This window comes from Enterococcus sp. BSD2780061688st2 D3 (assembly GCF_005844145.1).
GTDB lineage: Bacteria > Bacillota > Bacilli > Lactobacillales > Enterococcaceae > Enterococcus_B > Enterococcus_B durans.
The window spans coordinates 1-14,203 of the sequence record NZ_SPHN01000012.1 but is presented as its reverse complement, the minus strand read 5'-3'; the positions used below and the strand labels follow the sequence as shown (position 1 = coordinate 14,203).

Sequence of the window (14,203 nt, the reverse complement as noted above, 5' to 3'; positions counted from 1 at the left end):
TTTTTTTATATTTTAAACAAAACAAAAACACACGATCGAACACCAAGCATTTGTTGCTGGTTTGACCAATCATGTGTAAAGCAACCGTTTCTATTTATATCGTTCTTCCAGACGACTCATCCACCAACCGAGCAGTGCTCCGGCAATGAATAAAACTGGACAAAGTAAGATTCCCAAGAGTCCAAGTCCAGAATAATCTGTTGGAATGATCATGATCGTTGAAGCAAAGACGACACCTAGAATAAAATGGAACAGTTTACTATAGGCTTTAGAGAAAATATAGTCCATGATCTTTGATAATCCCAACACACAGACAATTCCGCCCAATGCAATCGGTAAAATCACGTCCAAACGCATCTCTTTAAAGCCATCTGCCATTGCTTTATAAAGACCCATGTATACAAGGAAATTAGAAGGGCTAAGTCCAGGAACGATCATTCCAAGACCGATCAGTCCGCCTGCAATGATCCAAGTAACTGTATTTTGCTCCACTTGACCATCGAAAAGTTGTGCCCCATAAAGTAGAAAAAGATAAGCAACTACAAAAGTGACGACCATGATCACGACATCCGTCGTTTGCCGCCCCTTTTTCCCTGCCTCTTTCCACAACGCAGGAACTGTTCCAGCAATACAACCGACAAAAAACCAGAGAATGGTTGTTTCGTACGCCCCTAATAAAAAGCTAACTAAAAATGAAAGTAAGAAAACGCCGGTGATGCCTCCAAGTCCCACAGGCAAAAAGAACCAAACATTTTCTTTGAAATTCTTCGTGATGTGAGCCAAAAAAGAAATCAACCGTTCATACATACCAAAAACAGCAGCTAATGCGCCACCACTTACCCCTGGCAAAATAAATCCAGAGCCAATAAACATTCCTTTGATAAAACGTAAAAGCCAATCTTTTGATCCATTTCTAGTGACATTTTCTGTTGCTTCTTGTCTATTTTCCACCTATATTAGCACTCCTTCTTTCTTAATCATTCAATACTTGGAACTATTTCCATACTTTTTCATATAATTCGATTAGTTTTTCATTCATATCCACAACATCTGAATAGAACATGTTACCTCCATTATGATAGAGATACCCACCATTGTAAAGTAAGGACTGAACTCGCCAATAACGATATTTCGTTTTCCCATTATTTCCTAGTAACGGGCTTAGTACGTTTTTGGAATATTCTTCTGCTAATTCTACGCTATTTTTGCCTCCATGCTTTTTGACGTAAGCAATATAGTCTTTGCCAAAGTTATACGCCTGGATAGCCGTAGCAAGATCACAGCCTTGTTCGTTTGCCTCAGTGATCATTTCAGCCAAATAGCTAACTCCCTGATCAATGCTTTCTTCTTGGTTGTTGATCATATTTGCTTTTCCATAGGCACTTTCCGAGCTTTGCATCAAATCAGTACCCTTACCTTTTGATTCTGTGAGAATGATCCCTTTGATCAGATTTTTGTAATTTTCCATTTGATATTTTTTTGTAGCTACCGCAATTTCCGAATCGTATTGTTCCACCTGCTTGATGGATGTATAGGTTCTTCCTCCGATAAAAAGGATACCTACAAGCACCGCAATGGCAAGCAACCGCAACGGCCATCGAAAAATCGATTTTCTTTTTTTCTTCATAAAAACTCACCTAGTTATTTTGACATCTTATTTATCTTACTATTTATTATCTTCCTTGGCTATTTAAGAGAGAAAATTCGTTGCTTCTCTTAATAAAAAATGAAAAATTCACTATTTTTTCTTATCTTACGAAATTGATCGTTGTTTTTTTAGGAAAAGCATTGTCCTTATCAAAGAAAAGTCGTTATAATTTAACCAGTAGGTGATTATGTGGAAAATGAAAAGAAATATGCAAAAATGGCTGATGGTAGTGAGATTTATTACGAAAAATGCGGTAAAGGATTTCCGCTTTTCTTACTTCATGGTAATGACGGCAGTGGCCGCTTTTTTTCAGAACAAGTACCTGTTTTTAAACAGTTTTATACAGTATATCTGATCGATAGTCGCGGACACGGTCGATCAACGAACAATGCAAATACCTTGAGCTTCCGTTTAATGGCTGAAGATCTTTATACCATCATGTTGTTAGAAGGGATTACAAAGGCAAACATTTTAGGATTTAGCGATGGTGCAAACCTCGCTTTAGTATTTTCAAGTTGTTATCCTGAAAAAGTGCATCGGCTGATTTTAAATTCAGGAAATACTCTAGTAGAAGGTGTTCTTTTTTCTGCAAGAATAGCTAGTTACTTGCATTATGCATGGGTTTGGCTGCTATCGATCTTTCGTCCAACGCTTAGAAGAAATCTACTAGTAATAAATCTATTATTGCAAGATGTGGGACTTTCTACAGCAGATTTGGAAAAAATCAAATCGAAGACATTGATCATTGTTGGGAAAAAAGATGTGATCAAATTAAAGCATTCACTTTACTTAGCCAAAACGATCCCAAATGCTTCCTTCGTTCTTGTAAAAGAGCAGGGGCATCAACTCGCTAGAAAAGATCCAGAACGATTTAATCAAGAAGTACTAGAATTTTTAGCTGAATAATAAAGAATAGTAGGTGATTTTTTTGATAAAACAGACCGTGCAGTGGATCAAAAACCATTTAGGTCTCTTTAAAATGATATTTTTGATTTCAGTCATCGTAATTATCGTTAGTGAACTAATTTCAATTGGAAAAACATTATCTGTTGACCAGTTAGCAGAGACATTCGCCACCATTCCTCTTTGGAAAACCGGATTGATGCTGCTCATCGGCTTAGTCGCGGTACTTCCTATGATTGGTTATGATCTTATTTTAAATCGATTGCTTGGACAAAAGCAAAAACCGCAATATTTATTTGAGACAAGCTGGCTGATCAATACCATCAACAATATCGCAGGATTTGGCGGATTCGTCAGTATCGGCTTGCGTTCTGAACTTTATGGCCACAAAAAAGAAAGTAAACAGCTGATGCAAGCCCTCTCTAAGATCTTTCTTTTCTTGATGGCTGGTCTTTCGGTTTACAGTCTGATTTCCTTTTTCATGGTCTTATTCAGTCCTGTCGCTCCATTCCTTAAACAATACTGGATCTGGTTGATTGGCGGAGGATTGTATTTCCCGATCGTGTTCCTTGTCACTACGCTGAAAAAAGAAGGGTATGTCGGCGGGCTTTCCTTAAAAACACAAGGTCAATTATTGCTCGTATCTTTTCTTGAATGGTCAGGGGTATTATTTAGTTTCCTAGCAGTAGGCTATTTGATGGAAATCAAGATCGATCTTTGGCAAACGATTCCTCTGTTTATTGCCGCTTCGGTTATCGGGATCGTCTCCATGATACCCGGTGAAATCGGTAGTTTTGACGTCATGATGATCATCGGCTTATCCGCGATTGGCGTACCTAAAGAAACTGTCGTTGTTTGGATCTTACTTTATCGGGTCTTTTATTATATTATCCCTTTCTTGATCGGGATCGTCTTTTTCTTTAAAAATATCGGCTCAACTTTTGATAAACGTTACTCAGGTATCCCAAGGCAATTAGCGACAGAAATCGCGCATAAAATCGTTGTTGTCCTTTTATATTTTTCGGGCATCATGTTGGTTCTCTCTGCAACGATCCCACAAGCTTTTACTGAGTTTCGCTGGTTGCACAGCTTGAATCCTTTGAGGTTGCACTTGATCATTCAATTTCCAAGTATCTTATTAGGCTTTTTATTTGTAGTCATGGGAAGAGCAATGGCAGCTCGCGTAAAAAGAGCCTACTGGCCAACGATTTGCTTGATCCTCCTTTCACTGATCTATGTTGGCATCACAGATCTTAGCCTAACAGCAGTTGTTTTTCTAACGATCTTATTGTTGATCATCGTTGCTTCCAAAAATGAACTATTTCGGGAACAAATCATCTATTCTTGGGAATGGTTGACAGTAGATGGTCTGATCACCGGCACTTTATCCCTTCTTTACATTATTATCGGGGTATATAACATGCCGGAATTCCCCCATCGGAAGCATCACTTTATCTCGTTTTTCCTTTTCCCTTCTGAAAAGATTTGGTTCTCTGGATTACTTGCAATTATCGCTGTAAGTTTCATCATCATTCTCCTCGTTCATTTTTTACAAGGGAAGAAACAACAGATCGGCGAACCATTTAACGAGGAACGAGCATTGTCAGTATTACATTCTTTTGGCGGAAATTCAGATAGTCAACTGATTTTCTTAAAAGACAAGCGGATGTTCATTTATGAAAAAGATGGGCAACCAACTGTCTTACTGCAATTTGCTTGCTATAACAATAAATGCATCGTGATGGGTGACCCTTCTGGGAAAAAAGAAGATTTTGCTGAAGCAATCGAGGCATTTATCGAAGAAACAGACCGTTTGTGCTACCTCCCTGTTTTCTATGAGACAAGTGAAGAGATCGTGATGATCCTTCATGAATTTGGGTACGACTTCATTAAAATGGGCGAAGAAGCGCACGTAAAATTAGCCGATTTCACTACTTCCGGCAAAAAAATGAAGGGATCTCGGGCAATCTTAAACCGAATCGAACGTGAAGGATTTACCTTTGAAGTCATCCAACCACCCTTTTCAGCTAGTCAAATGGCTGACTTGAAGAAAATTTCTGATAGTTGGTTAGGTACGCGAAAAGAAAAAGGTTTTTCCTTAGGATTCTTTTCAGAAGATTACTTGCAACGAGCACCGATTGCTATTGTGAATAGCCCAGAAGGAGAAATGGTCGCTTTCGCCTCCATTATGCCTACCTATACAGATAATAGAATCGGCACGATCGATTTGATGCGTTACGATCTAGACCGAGCACCATCTGGAAGTATGGATTTTCTCTTCTTACATCTCTTCGAGTATATGAAAGAAGAACAGATCGAATACTTTAATTTGGGAATGGCACCTTTAGCAAATGTGGGAACTTCTAGAAAGAGTTTCATTCAAGAGCGAATCGCTTATCTTGTCTATGAATTCGGTTCTCACTTCTACTCATTCCATGGGTTACGTGAATACAAAGATAAATATGCAACCAACTGGATTCCACGCTATACGCTTTACTCAAGAGATAGTTGGATCACCTATGTCATGATTGCCTTATTGATCATCGATAATGCGCCTGTAGAAACTCCAAAAAACCGATTATTTGGATTAAAGAAATGGTTTCGCAGACGCTAATGCGAATAAAAAGAAATCTTAAAAGTATTGTTTCTCAAGAATCCTATCTTGCAAATACTTGCCGTCTTTCATCGGAAACGGTAAATCAAAAGCAGCAGTTATCTTCTTAGTAAGAAGATAACTGCTGCTTTTGTCTATTTCGTATTCCTCCATTTCACTCCGCAAAATATGTTCTTTTGATCCTAAACGTCACTTCTAGTTTCATTCCTGACTGGACTACTCTCCTCGAAAGATGCTTCTACTTCAATAATGTTTCATAGCTTAACTTCCTCGTAACTCCTCGTACAAGCAACCAAGCAAGGAGGATCAAAGCAATACTCAATCCTAATGTGATCCAAGTGTTTACAAGCATGATTCCCATAAACTGCCCAATGATAAAAAGCAAGATAGGTAAAATAAGAAAAACAGCGCGCTGCTGTGCTTCTTCTACAGTCTGCGCTTTTGCAGAACCGCGTACAGTAATCGTGATCGCGATAAAAGATATTGCAGGTGACGCCAATAACAGAATGACTAGCCAACTTATACTAGGTAAGAACATGGTACCCATCAAAACAAGTATTTCAACTTGCGTCACGATCATCATGGCAAAAAAAGAAGTAAAGGAAACGATCATACTTAATAGAAATGCTGCCGCTATTTTTGATTGGAAAATTTTTTTTAGTGGAAGAGGACAGTAAAGCAATGTTTCCAAGGTCTGCTTTTCCTTTTCTCCCACGAATGAGCTTGCCGCCATAACAGACGAAGCCATGATAGGTATCATCAAAAAGAACACAGGCATGATATTATTCATCAATAGCTTGATCAAACTCTGTTTGACATCCTGATCCGCACCTGTCCGTGGGATCATCTCTAATAGTGCTTGTAAATTGAGAGAATCTAATGGGACAAAATGGACCATCATAATAAAAATAGTGGGTAGAACAATCGTCAATGCCAAAGGAACCATCAATATGGTAACAAATACCTGTTTGTTGGTCGTGATACTTTGCAAATCTTTTTTGATGATGGCCCACTGCATAGTATGCAACATTTTACTCGTTCCCCTTTCGTTTTTCGATCAAGCTGAAATAGATATCTTCCAACGTTGGCTGCTCGGCAGAAACATGGTAAATATCCCCACCTGCCTCCACGATCTGCTTCACAAGTGAAGGGATTTCTTTTTCTTTCTGGACGTCAACTTCAAACATCCCTTGTTCGATTTTTCGATAAGACACACTATCGGGCATATAATTCGTCTCGATTTTTACCGTCATACCAGAATGGATCTTTGCGCGAAGCTGTTCAAGTGTGCCCATTGCAAGTAATGCTCCCTTGTCGATCAAACCATAAGAAGTACAAATCTCCTGAGCATAACGCAATTGATGTGTACATAAGAAAATCGTCATCCCTTCTTCTTGGGCCAATTTTCGAATCATGTGATTGACGCTTTGGGCACTTTCAGGGTCCAGTCCAGAGGTAGGTTCATCTAGAAACAAAATTTTAGGTTGATGGATCATTGCACGCGCAAGAGAAAGTCTTTGTCTCATCCCAGTAGAATAAGACCCTAGCTTGCGATCTTTTGCTTCAGTCAGATTCAGTCTTTCCAAAAGTGCAGTAGCACGCTTGAAACTCTCGCTCTTATTTATACCGAATGCTGCTCCATAAAACATAAGATTCTCAATACCTGACAAGTTATCGTACATTTGTGCATGCTCTGTGACTACACCAGCCAATGCATGTACTTTTTCAGGATTTTCCATAGGATCGATATCGAATACCCGGCACTGCCCTCCTGATAGTTGAAGCATACCATTGAGTATCTTCACAGTGGTGGTTTTCCCCGCACCATTCGGACCTAAGAATCCAAACACTTCTCCTGGTTCAATGCTAATTGTTATATTGTCTATCGCTTTGTTTTTATCAGGAAATACTTTTGATACATTCTCAAGCAAAACTGCTTTCATCGTTTCTTCCCTCCTACAACCATTTTGAGTTCCACCGCATCCCTACATTCATCACTGCTTTTTATTCTATAAAACTATTCACTCTGACTGGATACACCTGGATCAAGCTGTAAACGACAATCTTGATCTGCGCATCTTGAACAGAACTGGATGTTCGTAGAACTACTTCGTAAAAAGCAAACGTTATCTTTTATTATAACAAAAAAACTGCAGATCAAAGAATTTTTTCTTTGTCTGCAGTCTTTTATTTAAATAGATTCTCTTTAATGAGCAAATTAGGCTTCGATTTCTGTTACGATACCTGAACCTACTGTACGACCACCTTCACGAATAGAGAAAGTTGTTCCGTTTTCGATGGCAACTGGATGGATCAATTCAACATCGATCGTTACGTTATCTCCAGGCATAACCATTTCAGTGCCTTCAGGTAAAACGATTGTTCCAGTTACGTCAGTTGTACGGAAGTAGAATTGTGGACGATAATTATTGAAGAATGGTGTATGACGTCCACCTTCTTCTTTTGTCAATACGTACACTTCTGCTTTGAATTTTGTATGTGGTGTGATTGAACCTGGTTTTGCGATTACTTGTCCACGTTCGATATCTTCACGTTGGATACCACGTAACAATACCCCAACGTTATCCCCTGCTTCACCATAGTCTAATGTCTTGCGGAACATTTCGACCCCAGTCACAACAGCTTTTTGTGTTTCAGGTTTGATACCGACGATTTCGATTTCATCACCTACACGAACTGCACCACGATCGATACGACCTGAAGCAACAGTCCCACGACCTGTGATTGAGAAGACATCTTCCACTGGTAACAATAATGGTTTGTCTGTATCACGTTCTGGTGTTGGGATATATTCATCAACAGTATCCATCAATTCCATGATAGCTGCTTCTGCATCAGGATCTCCTTGTAAAGCTTTTAATGCTGAACCTTTGATGACTGGTGTATCGTCACCTGGGAAACCATATTCGCTTAATAATTCACGAACTTCCATTTCGACAAGATCAATCAATTCTTCATCATCTACTAAGTCGATTTTGTTCAAGAAGACGATCAAATATTTAACACCTACTTGACGTGACAATAAAATATGTTCACGTGTTTGTGGCATTGGTCCATCTGTTGCAGATACAACTAGAATGGCTCCGTCCATTTGAGCAGCACCTGTGATCATGTTTTTCACATAGTCCGCATGTCCTGGTGCATCGATGTGTGCATAGTGACGTTTTTCAGTTTCATATTCTACGTGCGCAGTATTGATTGTAATCCCACGTTCACGTTCTTCAGGTGCCGCATCGATACTAGCATAGTCTTGAGGATTTGCTAAGCCTTTTTTACCTAATACTGTAGTGATTGCAGCAGTCAAAGTGGTTTTACCATGGTCAACGTGACCAATAGTCCCAATGTTTACGTGTGGTTTACTTCTATCATAATGTTCTTTTGCCATAATTAACAAACCTCCTAAATGTTTTAGAGCTCGATTTTCGCTCTCACTTGTTCATTATAGTCCTTTTTAGCTTAAATAAAAAAGATTATGTCCGCCTTACTTTTTGTAAGTATTGAACAAACCCTATTATACGTCAAACTTGGTCAAAGTCAACTAAGAACACTCGCCTTGTTGAACAGTTCGGTATTTGAAGAACGTACATACACAACCGTTGAAATTTCGGCAATTAAGTCTTTTAAAAATAACCTTGCCATTCATCAATGATCACTTGGAAAAGTGAGGGGTATTTCGTGATTACCAAATCTGCTTGTAACAAAAACACACTCTGATCGGTTCGTTGGGATCAACTGAATACTGATATTCTTTTTAATATTCTTTATAAAAGCAAGCTACTCCTTGTTGCTCTGCTAGATGGAACCCATTTTTTTCATAGAATCTTTTTATCACAGGGTCATTTTCTGCCAGTAATACTTTTTGCCTCACATCTGGATAAGCTTCTACCATCTTCTTCATCAGTGCTGTCCCAATGCCTTGCTTTTGATAGGTAGGGTGTACCAACAAGTCTTGAATGTAAAGAATTGTTTCACCATCCCCCACACTGCGGATCAATCCAATCAATTCTTTCTCTTGCCAAACTGTGATGACCTTAAGTGACTGCTCCACCGCCTTCATTAGTCGTTTGCTATCTGTTGTATAAGCCGTCCAGCCAACAGAGCCATAAAGTTCTAGTAATGATTGTTCATCGATACATTTTTGTTCATGAAAATGCATAACTACACCTCCTTCATCATACATAGCATTATTTCTTGTGCTTAGCGAAAACCCTTCAACGACTTTTGAACTCTCAATCAGCTGTAAGTTCAATAAAATTTCCCTCTGGATCTTGGATCACTGCCTCATAATAACCATCTCCCGTCGTTCTTGGACCACTTAGTAGTGGATAGCCATCAGCGATGAATCGTTCCGCAAATGAATCCACATCTTCTTTTGTTCCGACTGCTAATGCAAGATGCGCATAGCCTAATGTATCTACTGATCGATCAGATAAAAATGGTTTGGTGATCAATTCGATTCTGCCACCAGTAGGAAAACTTAAAAAATAAGATTGGAATCTCGTTTTGGGATTAGTATATTTTTCTGAACTTTTTGTGCCAAAATAGCCCTCGTAAAACGCTCTCATTTTTTCTAAATCATTTGTCCAAATCGCAATATGCTCGATATGCATGAATTCCACTCCTTTGTATTTTAAATCTAGATAATTATTTATACCACGCTTGATAATTCACATAAAGCGTCATCTTCCTATTCTATTTTTCTATGATAAACTAAAATGAACAAAAATGTGGAACAAATCTAAAAATCAGGTTTGCTACAGAGACTCGAATAAACGGTGGGAGCAGAAGACAGGCTTTTCGGAAATTCAAAAAAACGAGCAATACAAAAAGCGTATTGTTCGTTTTTTTCTCCAATTTCTCAAACCTAAACGACTTTTGTCTCGGCCTCTTCCTATCTACTGATGTAATACAAAAGTTACACGAATTATCACTCTATCTAATGTGTTTGTTTCATTTGACGATTTTCGATCAATGTTGGTTTTCCTTCAATTAGTTGATCTGCAAATAAAGCGACGTCTTCTCCTGTGATATCAAGAACTGTTTTCCCGCTTTGCGCCCCTTCTTCGAATAACTCTACTAATTCAGAAAGCACACCATCCTTTTCAGTCACACCAATCGGCGCTACTTTAAAAAAATATTTTTGGATCTCTTTATAAACGATTTGATAGTCTTTCGGTAAACTCTTGACACGGATCATGTGGACACGCCACTCTTTTTTTTCATCGATCATTTGTTGGATTCCCATAGTTCATCCCTCAATTCTTCAGTTTTTTAGCTACGGATTCGTTTAATTGCTTCCGCCATTTATCGCGGTAATTTTCTGCACCTTCAACTCCTGCGACCGCTGCACTGAATTTCTTCGCATCCCCATCAATGATTTGATCGATTGAGATTCCATCTAGTGCAGATTCTTCTAGTAGTCCCAGAATCCCATCCAAAATAGGGACTAGGTTCCTACCGGAAAAATTCGAATAGTCCCATAAACTACTTTGGATCTCTTTCCATGCTATCTGATAATCTAGCGGCAGTTTATCTGAACGCACATCAAATTCCTGATACGCTCTTCTAATATCATTACCTGTGATTTTGTCATAAAATTTCATTTTTCATCTCTTCTTTCTTCACTTGCTTCATTTGTCTTTACTTTTGCCAATTGAGAGACTAAGAAACGCCATTTTTCCCAAAATTCTTCTAGATATCTATCACCCTTATCATTCAACTGATAAAACTTCCTTGCTGGACCAAGTTCTGACTTTCTCTTTTCAGTCGTTACTAACCCTTTCTTTTCCAATCGCAATAAAACAGTATACACTGTTCCTTCCACGATTTCTGAAAAGCCAGTAGCCACTAGCTCATTCGTGATCTCATATCCATATGTTTCCTGCTTGTTCTTGATGATTTGCAGGACGATACCTTCTAATGAGCCTTTTAATAACTCGGTCATCCCTTTCAACTTCTGTCACCTTCTATGTGTAAAAATACTTTGTAACACTTAGTACTGGAGTATCATAACAACATCATCAAAAAGAATCAACTACCTAGTATTAAAAAGTAGAAGATTTAATTTTTCTTTATAAAGTTTTACATTCCAATTGATTCAATAGACGAATCGACTATTTTATTGAATAATAAGATTGAGGTGAAATGGATGATGAAAAAATGGCTTGGCGCGCTCATTGTAGTTGCGATTTTTTTAGGCGGTAGTTTTGCTACTTATCGTTATTACTACATGGGAGAAACCTATTATACAAAGATCACGACAAATGGCGAAAGACATACAGAGGGCGACCGAAAAAACACGTACTATACGTATAAACAACCGGCTTATAATGAAGAAGGTCAAGAAAAAGAAGTCTCTTTTAAAGAACTAAGAGAAAGACCATTGAAGATGAACGCATATCTCAAATTAGAAGTGAACGAGAGAAAAGGCGTTTTGAATTGGGAAGAAGTAAAGGTCAATGAGATTCCAAAAGCTGCTGCGCAACAGTTAGAATAATAAAAATAAGCCTGAACACTACGAAAATAATCATTTCCGCAGTGCTCAGGCTTATTTGTTGAAAATCTAACCGATTTTTTGAATCGCTCAGTCGTGTCCTATAAACGATTTAAAACTTCATCGACATTTTTGATCATGACTGAAATCGTTCCATCTGGATTATTCACGAATTCGATCAAATCAGGATTGCGGTAAACATCGACAGGGACAATCAATTCGATTCCATTTGATAGTTTAAATTTTTGTTTTCCAAATTTTTTCTCGGATATTTCTTGTACTTCTTTAACAGGTGGCGCTTCTGGAACAAAACCTTGTTCCTGTACTTCTTCTTGAAACGCCAATTTTGCTGTGATGTTTTCTTTGAACACCTTTTCGGCAATCATTTCATGATCTAATCTGCCCTTTTCTTCAATCGTATCATAGACAGCTTCCTTCAAATCTGCCATGATATCAAACTCTTCCGTTTCAAATTTCTTACCTAGACTCTTGGCAACCTTTTGGATAACCTTGACGTTTTCTTCTAACGAGGGAGCGGGAACACTCTCGATCACTCTTCCAGAAAAGTAAAGTTCTTTTTTCCCAGAGAATTCATACTTCTTTTCGATCAATTCATACGTCAATTCAGTTAAGTTCACAGCAAGTGCTTCATCCGCTTTCTGTGATTTTGAACCAAGGATCGCCCTGTTCAAAATCAAACGATTATCGATGCCTGTTTCATCTGCTTCGACAAAGTGAGTATATGATTCTCGGTAATTTACTTTTAACAAAGCTAAATACATGACGGTATCCATCTCGTACAAGACAACAAAAACATCTGCGCTTGGTGCCTCTTCACTTTCTTGATAGACGTCAAACCACCGTTGTACAATCAATTCACTCGCTTCAACAAAATTTTCTTCACAGTTTTTTAAATGCGTACCGATTACACTTTCTTGTGTCAACTGGCCGGTCTTTGTTTGTGCAGAAGAAATTTTTTGGATTTTCTTTTGTAAAAACTCTCGAGTAAAATCTTTTGTCAAATCCAATTCTTTTTGAGAAAAAACTGGAGAACCAGTTTCGCGATCAATAATATGCAAAATTGCTTTTTTTAAATAGATATCCATTCTCTCATTCCCTTCTGATTTAGTTTACGTAATTTACCGGCAAAATACTAGAATGAAAAACATTTTTTTATTGATTTTACTAAAATAAAAAAAGAAGAAACAAAATGGATTCTTTTTTTTGGAAAATGAGCTAGAATTAAAGAGGAAATAAAAATTAAGGAGTTGAGAGTATGGATTCATTAACAAGTACGTATCGTTTAGCAAACGGCTATAAGATCCCAGTCGTTGGTTTTGGCACATGGCAAACACCAGATGGAGATGTTGCCGTTGCATCAGTAAAAGAAGCATTAGCAGCAGGGTATCGTCACATCGATACTGCACAAGGCTATAAAAATGAGGAAAGTGTAGGACAAGCAATAAAAGAAAGTGGCATTCCTAGAGAAGAAATTTTTCTTACCACAAAATTGTGGAATGCAAATCACAGCTATGACTTAGTGATGTCTTCCTTTGAAGAATCCTTGAAAAAATTGCAAACAGACTATGTTGATCTATTCTTGATCCACTGGCCTAATCCCGTTGCATTTCGCGACAATTGGGAAGAAGCAAATGCAGAAACATGGCGTGCATTTGAAGAATTATATGAAGCTGGTAAAATCAAAGCGATTGGTGTCAGCAACTTCTTACCTCACCATTTAGATACTTTGGCTAAAACAGCAAAAGTAATGCCAATGGTCAATCAAATCTTCCTTGCTCCAGGAGAATTACAACCAGAAGTCGTGGATTATGCTAAAAAACACGATATGATCTTGGAGGCTTACAGCCCACTAGGAACTGGGAAAATTTTCGATGTTCCTGAAATGCAAGAAATTGCAAAAGCACATGACAAGAGCATCGCTCAAGTTTCTCTTCGCTGGTCTTTACAACACGGCTTTTTACCATTGCCTAAATCAGTAACACCTAGCCGTATCAAAGAAAATACTGAACTATTTGATTTTGAATTGTCCGAAGAAGAAATGAAACAAATCGATCAATTGGACGGCGTAGTTGGAAAAGCAAAAGATCCAGATACTGCTCAATTCTAAGTTAAGGAAGTTAGATAGCTATGGACCCAATCGAACGTTTAGACTCTCTTCCTGAAGAAATCACACGAACGTTTCATCCTGATTTTGTTTTTTTGATCACACCAGACAAAATCCAGCATTTTCCATTGAGGAATGCTACTTATGAACAAAAATTAGCTGAAGTTAAAAATAGATTCGATCATTCTTTGATGGTCAAGACTTGGCAAGGTCATAAAGTGATTTATTCCCCTGACCTTGAACAATTCGCTTTGATCCCAAGAGAATAATGATGTGAGGTTGGGACAAAATTAAGAAACACTTTTGTCTCATTCTTTAAAAACGAATAAACGGTGGGAGCAGAAGCAACTCCTTCGGAAATAAGCCGAAATTCACAAAAATTTGAAAAGCAATTTTCGT

The 14,203-nt window shown here is 38.1% G+C and carries 16 protein-coding genes and 1 pseudogene; 5 read left to right on the top strand and 12 right to left on the bottom strand.

Annotated elements, in window-relative coordinates:
- Nucleotides 1–90: 90 nt before the first annotated feature.
- Together FGQ66_RS10210 and FGQ66_RS10205 are read right to left on the bottom strand one after the other, a co-directional pair.
- On the bottom strand, nucleotides 91–873 hold the full coding sequence (locus FGQ66_RS10210) for a DUF368 domain-containing protein (protein ID WP_192918877.1): 783 nt from the start codon (nucleotides 871–873) through the stop codon (nucleotides 91–93).
- Nucleotides 874–994: 121 nt separating this feature from the next.
- A complete protein-coding gene (locus FGQ66_RS10205; RefSeq protein WP_115235477.1) occupies nucleotides 995–1,627 on the bottom strand; it encodes a lysozyme family protein in 633 nt (210 codons plus the stop codon).
- A 210-nt stretch (nucleotides 1,628–1,837) separates the two neighbouring features.
- On the opposite strand from FGQ66_RS10205, the gene FGQ66_RS10200 reads away from it, so the two are divergent.
- Together FGQ66_RS10200 and mprF are read left to right on the top strand one after the other, a co-directional pair.
- Nucleotides 1,838–2,554, top strand: coding sequence for an alpha/beta fold hydrolase (locus FGQ66_RS10200; RefSeq protein WP_005878622.1), 717 nt, complete (start codon nucleotides 1,838–1,840; stop codon nucleotides 2,552–2,554).
- A 22-nt stretch (nucleotides 2,555–2,576) separates the two neighbouring features.
- Nucleotides 2,577–5,165, top strand: a complete 2,589-nt coding sequence (gene mprF, locus FGQ66_RS10195) for a bifunctional lysylphosphatidylglycerol flippase/synthetase MprF (protein WP_138302346.1) — start codon at nucleotides 2,577–2,579, stop codon at nucleotides 5,163–5,165.
- Between the two features lie 238 nt (nucleotides 5,166–5,403).
- On the opposite strand, the gene FGQ66_RS10190 is transcribed toward mprF, so the two are convergent.
- The 8 genes from FGQ66_RS10190 to FGQ66_RS10155 form a co-directional block, all read right to left on the bottom strand.
- The gene (locus tag FGQ66_RS10190) at nucleotides 5,404–6,195 is read right to left on the bottom strand and encodes an ABC transporter permease (protein ID WP_081134427.1); all 792 of its coding nucleotides are present in this window, start codon (nucleotides 6,193–6,195) and stop codon (nucleotides 5,404–5,406) included.
- Between the two features lies 1 nt (nucleotide 6,196).
- Complete coding sequence (locus FGQ66_RS10185) at nucleotides 6,197–7,108, bottom strand: ABC transporter ATP-binding protein (protein ID WP_138302345.1); 912 nt, start codon at nucleotides 7,106–7,108, stop codon at nucleotides 6,197–6,199.
- Between the two features lie 275 nt (nucleotides 7,109–7,383).
- On the bottom strand, nucleotides 7,384–8,571 hold the full coding sequence (gene tuf / locus FGQ66_RS10180) for an elongation factor Tu (protein ID WP_005878630.1): 1,188 nt from the start codon (nucleotides 8,569–8,571) through the stop codon (nucleotides 7,384–7,386).
- Between the two features lie 366 nt (nucleotides 8,572–8,937).
- The gene (locus FGQ66_RS10175; RefSeq protein ID WP_138302344.1) at nucleotides 8,938–9,342 is read right to left on the bottom strand and encodes a GNAT family N-acetyltransferase; all 405 of its coding nucleotides are present in this window, start codon (nucleotides 9,340–9,342) and stop codon (nucleotides 8,938–8,940) included.
- A 73-nt stretch (nucleotides 9,343–9,415) separates the two neighbouring features.
- Nucleotides 9,416–9,796 carry a VOC family protein gene (locus FGQ66_RS10170; RefSeq protein WP_138302343.1) on the bottom strand — a complete coding sequence of 127 codons (381 nt, stop codon included), beginning with the start codon at nucleotides 9,794–9,796 and terminating at the stop codon, nucleotides 9,416–9,418.
- A 326-nt stretch (nucleotides 9,797–10,122) separates the two neighbouring features.
- Nucleotides 10,123–10,431 carry a DUF1048 domain-containing protein gene (locus FGQ66_RS10165; RefSeq protein WP_138302342.1) on the bottom strand — a complete coding sequence of 103 codons (309 nt, stop codon included), beginning with the start codon at nucleotides 10,429–10,431 and terminating at the stop codon, nucleotides 10,123–10,125.
- Nucleotides 10,432–10,441: 10 nt separating this feature from the next.
- On the bottom strand, nucleotides 10,442–10,789 hold the full coding sequence (locus tag FGQ66_RS10160) for a DUF1048 domain-containing protein (protein WP_115235471.1): 348 nt from the start codon (nucleotides 10,787–10,789) through the stop codon (nucleotides 10,442–10,444).
- Complete coding sequence (locus FGQ66_RS10155) at nucleotides 10,786–11,139, bottom strand: PadR family transcriptional regulator (RefSeq protein ID WP_138302341.1); 354 nt, start codon at nucleotides 11,137–11,139, stop codon at nucleotides 10,786–10,788. The genes FGQ66_RS10160 and FGQ66_RS10155 overlap by 4 nt, the downstream gene beginning before the upstream one ends.
- Nucleotides 11,140–11,337: 198 nt before the next feature.
- Between FGQ66_RS10155 and FGQ66_RS10150 the strand changes: the two genes are divergently transcribed.
- A complete protein-coding gene (locus FGQ66_RS10150) occupies nucleotides 11,338–11,682 on the top strand; it encodes a YxeA family protein (protein ID WP_005878641.1) in 345 nt (114 codons plus the stop codon).
- A gap of 98 nt (nucleotides 11,683–11,780) precedes the next feature.
- Here FGQ66_RS10150 and FGQ66_RS10145 read toward each other — a convergent pair whose 3' ends face one another.
- On the bottom strand, nucleotides 11,781–12,785 hold the full coding sequence (locus tag FGQ66_RS10145; RefSeq protein ID WP_138302340.1) for a nucleoid-associated protein: 1,005 nt from the start codon (nucleotides 12,783–12,785) through the stop codon (nucleotides 11,781–11,783).
- Nucleotides 12,786–12,955: 170 nt separating this feature from the next.
- Here FGQ66_RS10145 and FGQ66_RS10140 point away from each other — a divergent pair, with 170 nt between their 5' ends.
- Both FGQ66_RS10140 and FGQ66_RS10135 read left to right on the top strand, forming a co-directional pair.
- The gene (locus tag FGQ66_RS10140) at nucleotides 12,956–13,807 is read left to right on the top strand and encodes an aldo/keto reductase (RefSeq protein ID WP_138302339.1); all 852 of its coding nucleotides are present in this window, start codon (nucleotides 12,956–12,958) and stop codon (nucleotides 13,805–13,807) included.
- Nucleotides 13,808–13,827: 20 nt separating this feature from the next.
- Nucleotides 13,828–14,073, top strand: a complete 246-nt coding sequence (locus FGQ66_RS10135) for a hypothetical protein (RefSeq protein ID WP_138302338.1) — start codon at nucleotides 13,828–13,830, stop codon at nucleotides 14,071–14,073.
- 46 nt (nucleotides 14,074–14,119) lie between these two features.
- On the opposite strand, the pseudogene FGQ66_RS15425 reads toward FGQ66_RS10135, so the two are convergent.
- A pseudogene (locus FGQ66_RS15425) lies at nucleotides 14,120–14,203 on the bottom strand (DUF3788 family protein); the annotation flags it as partial.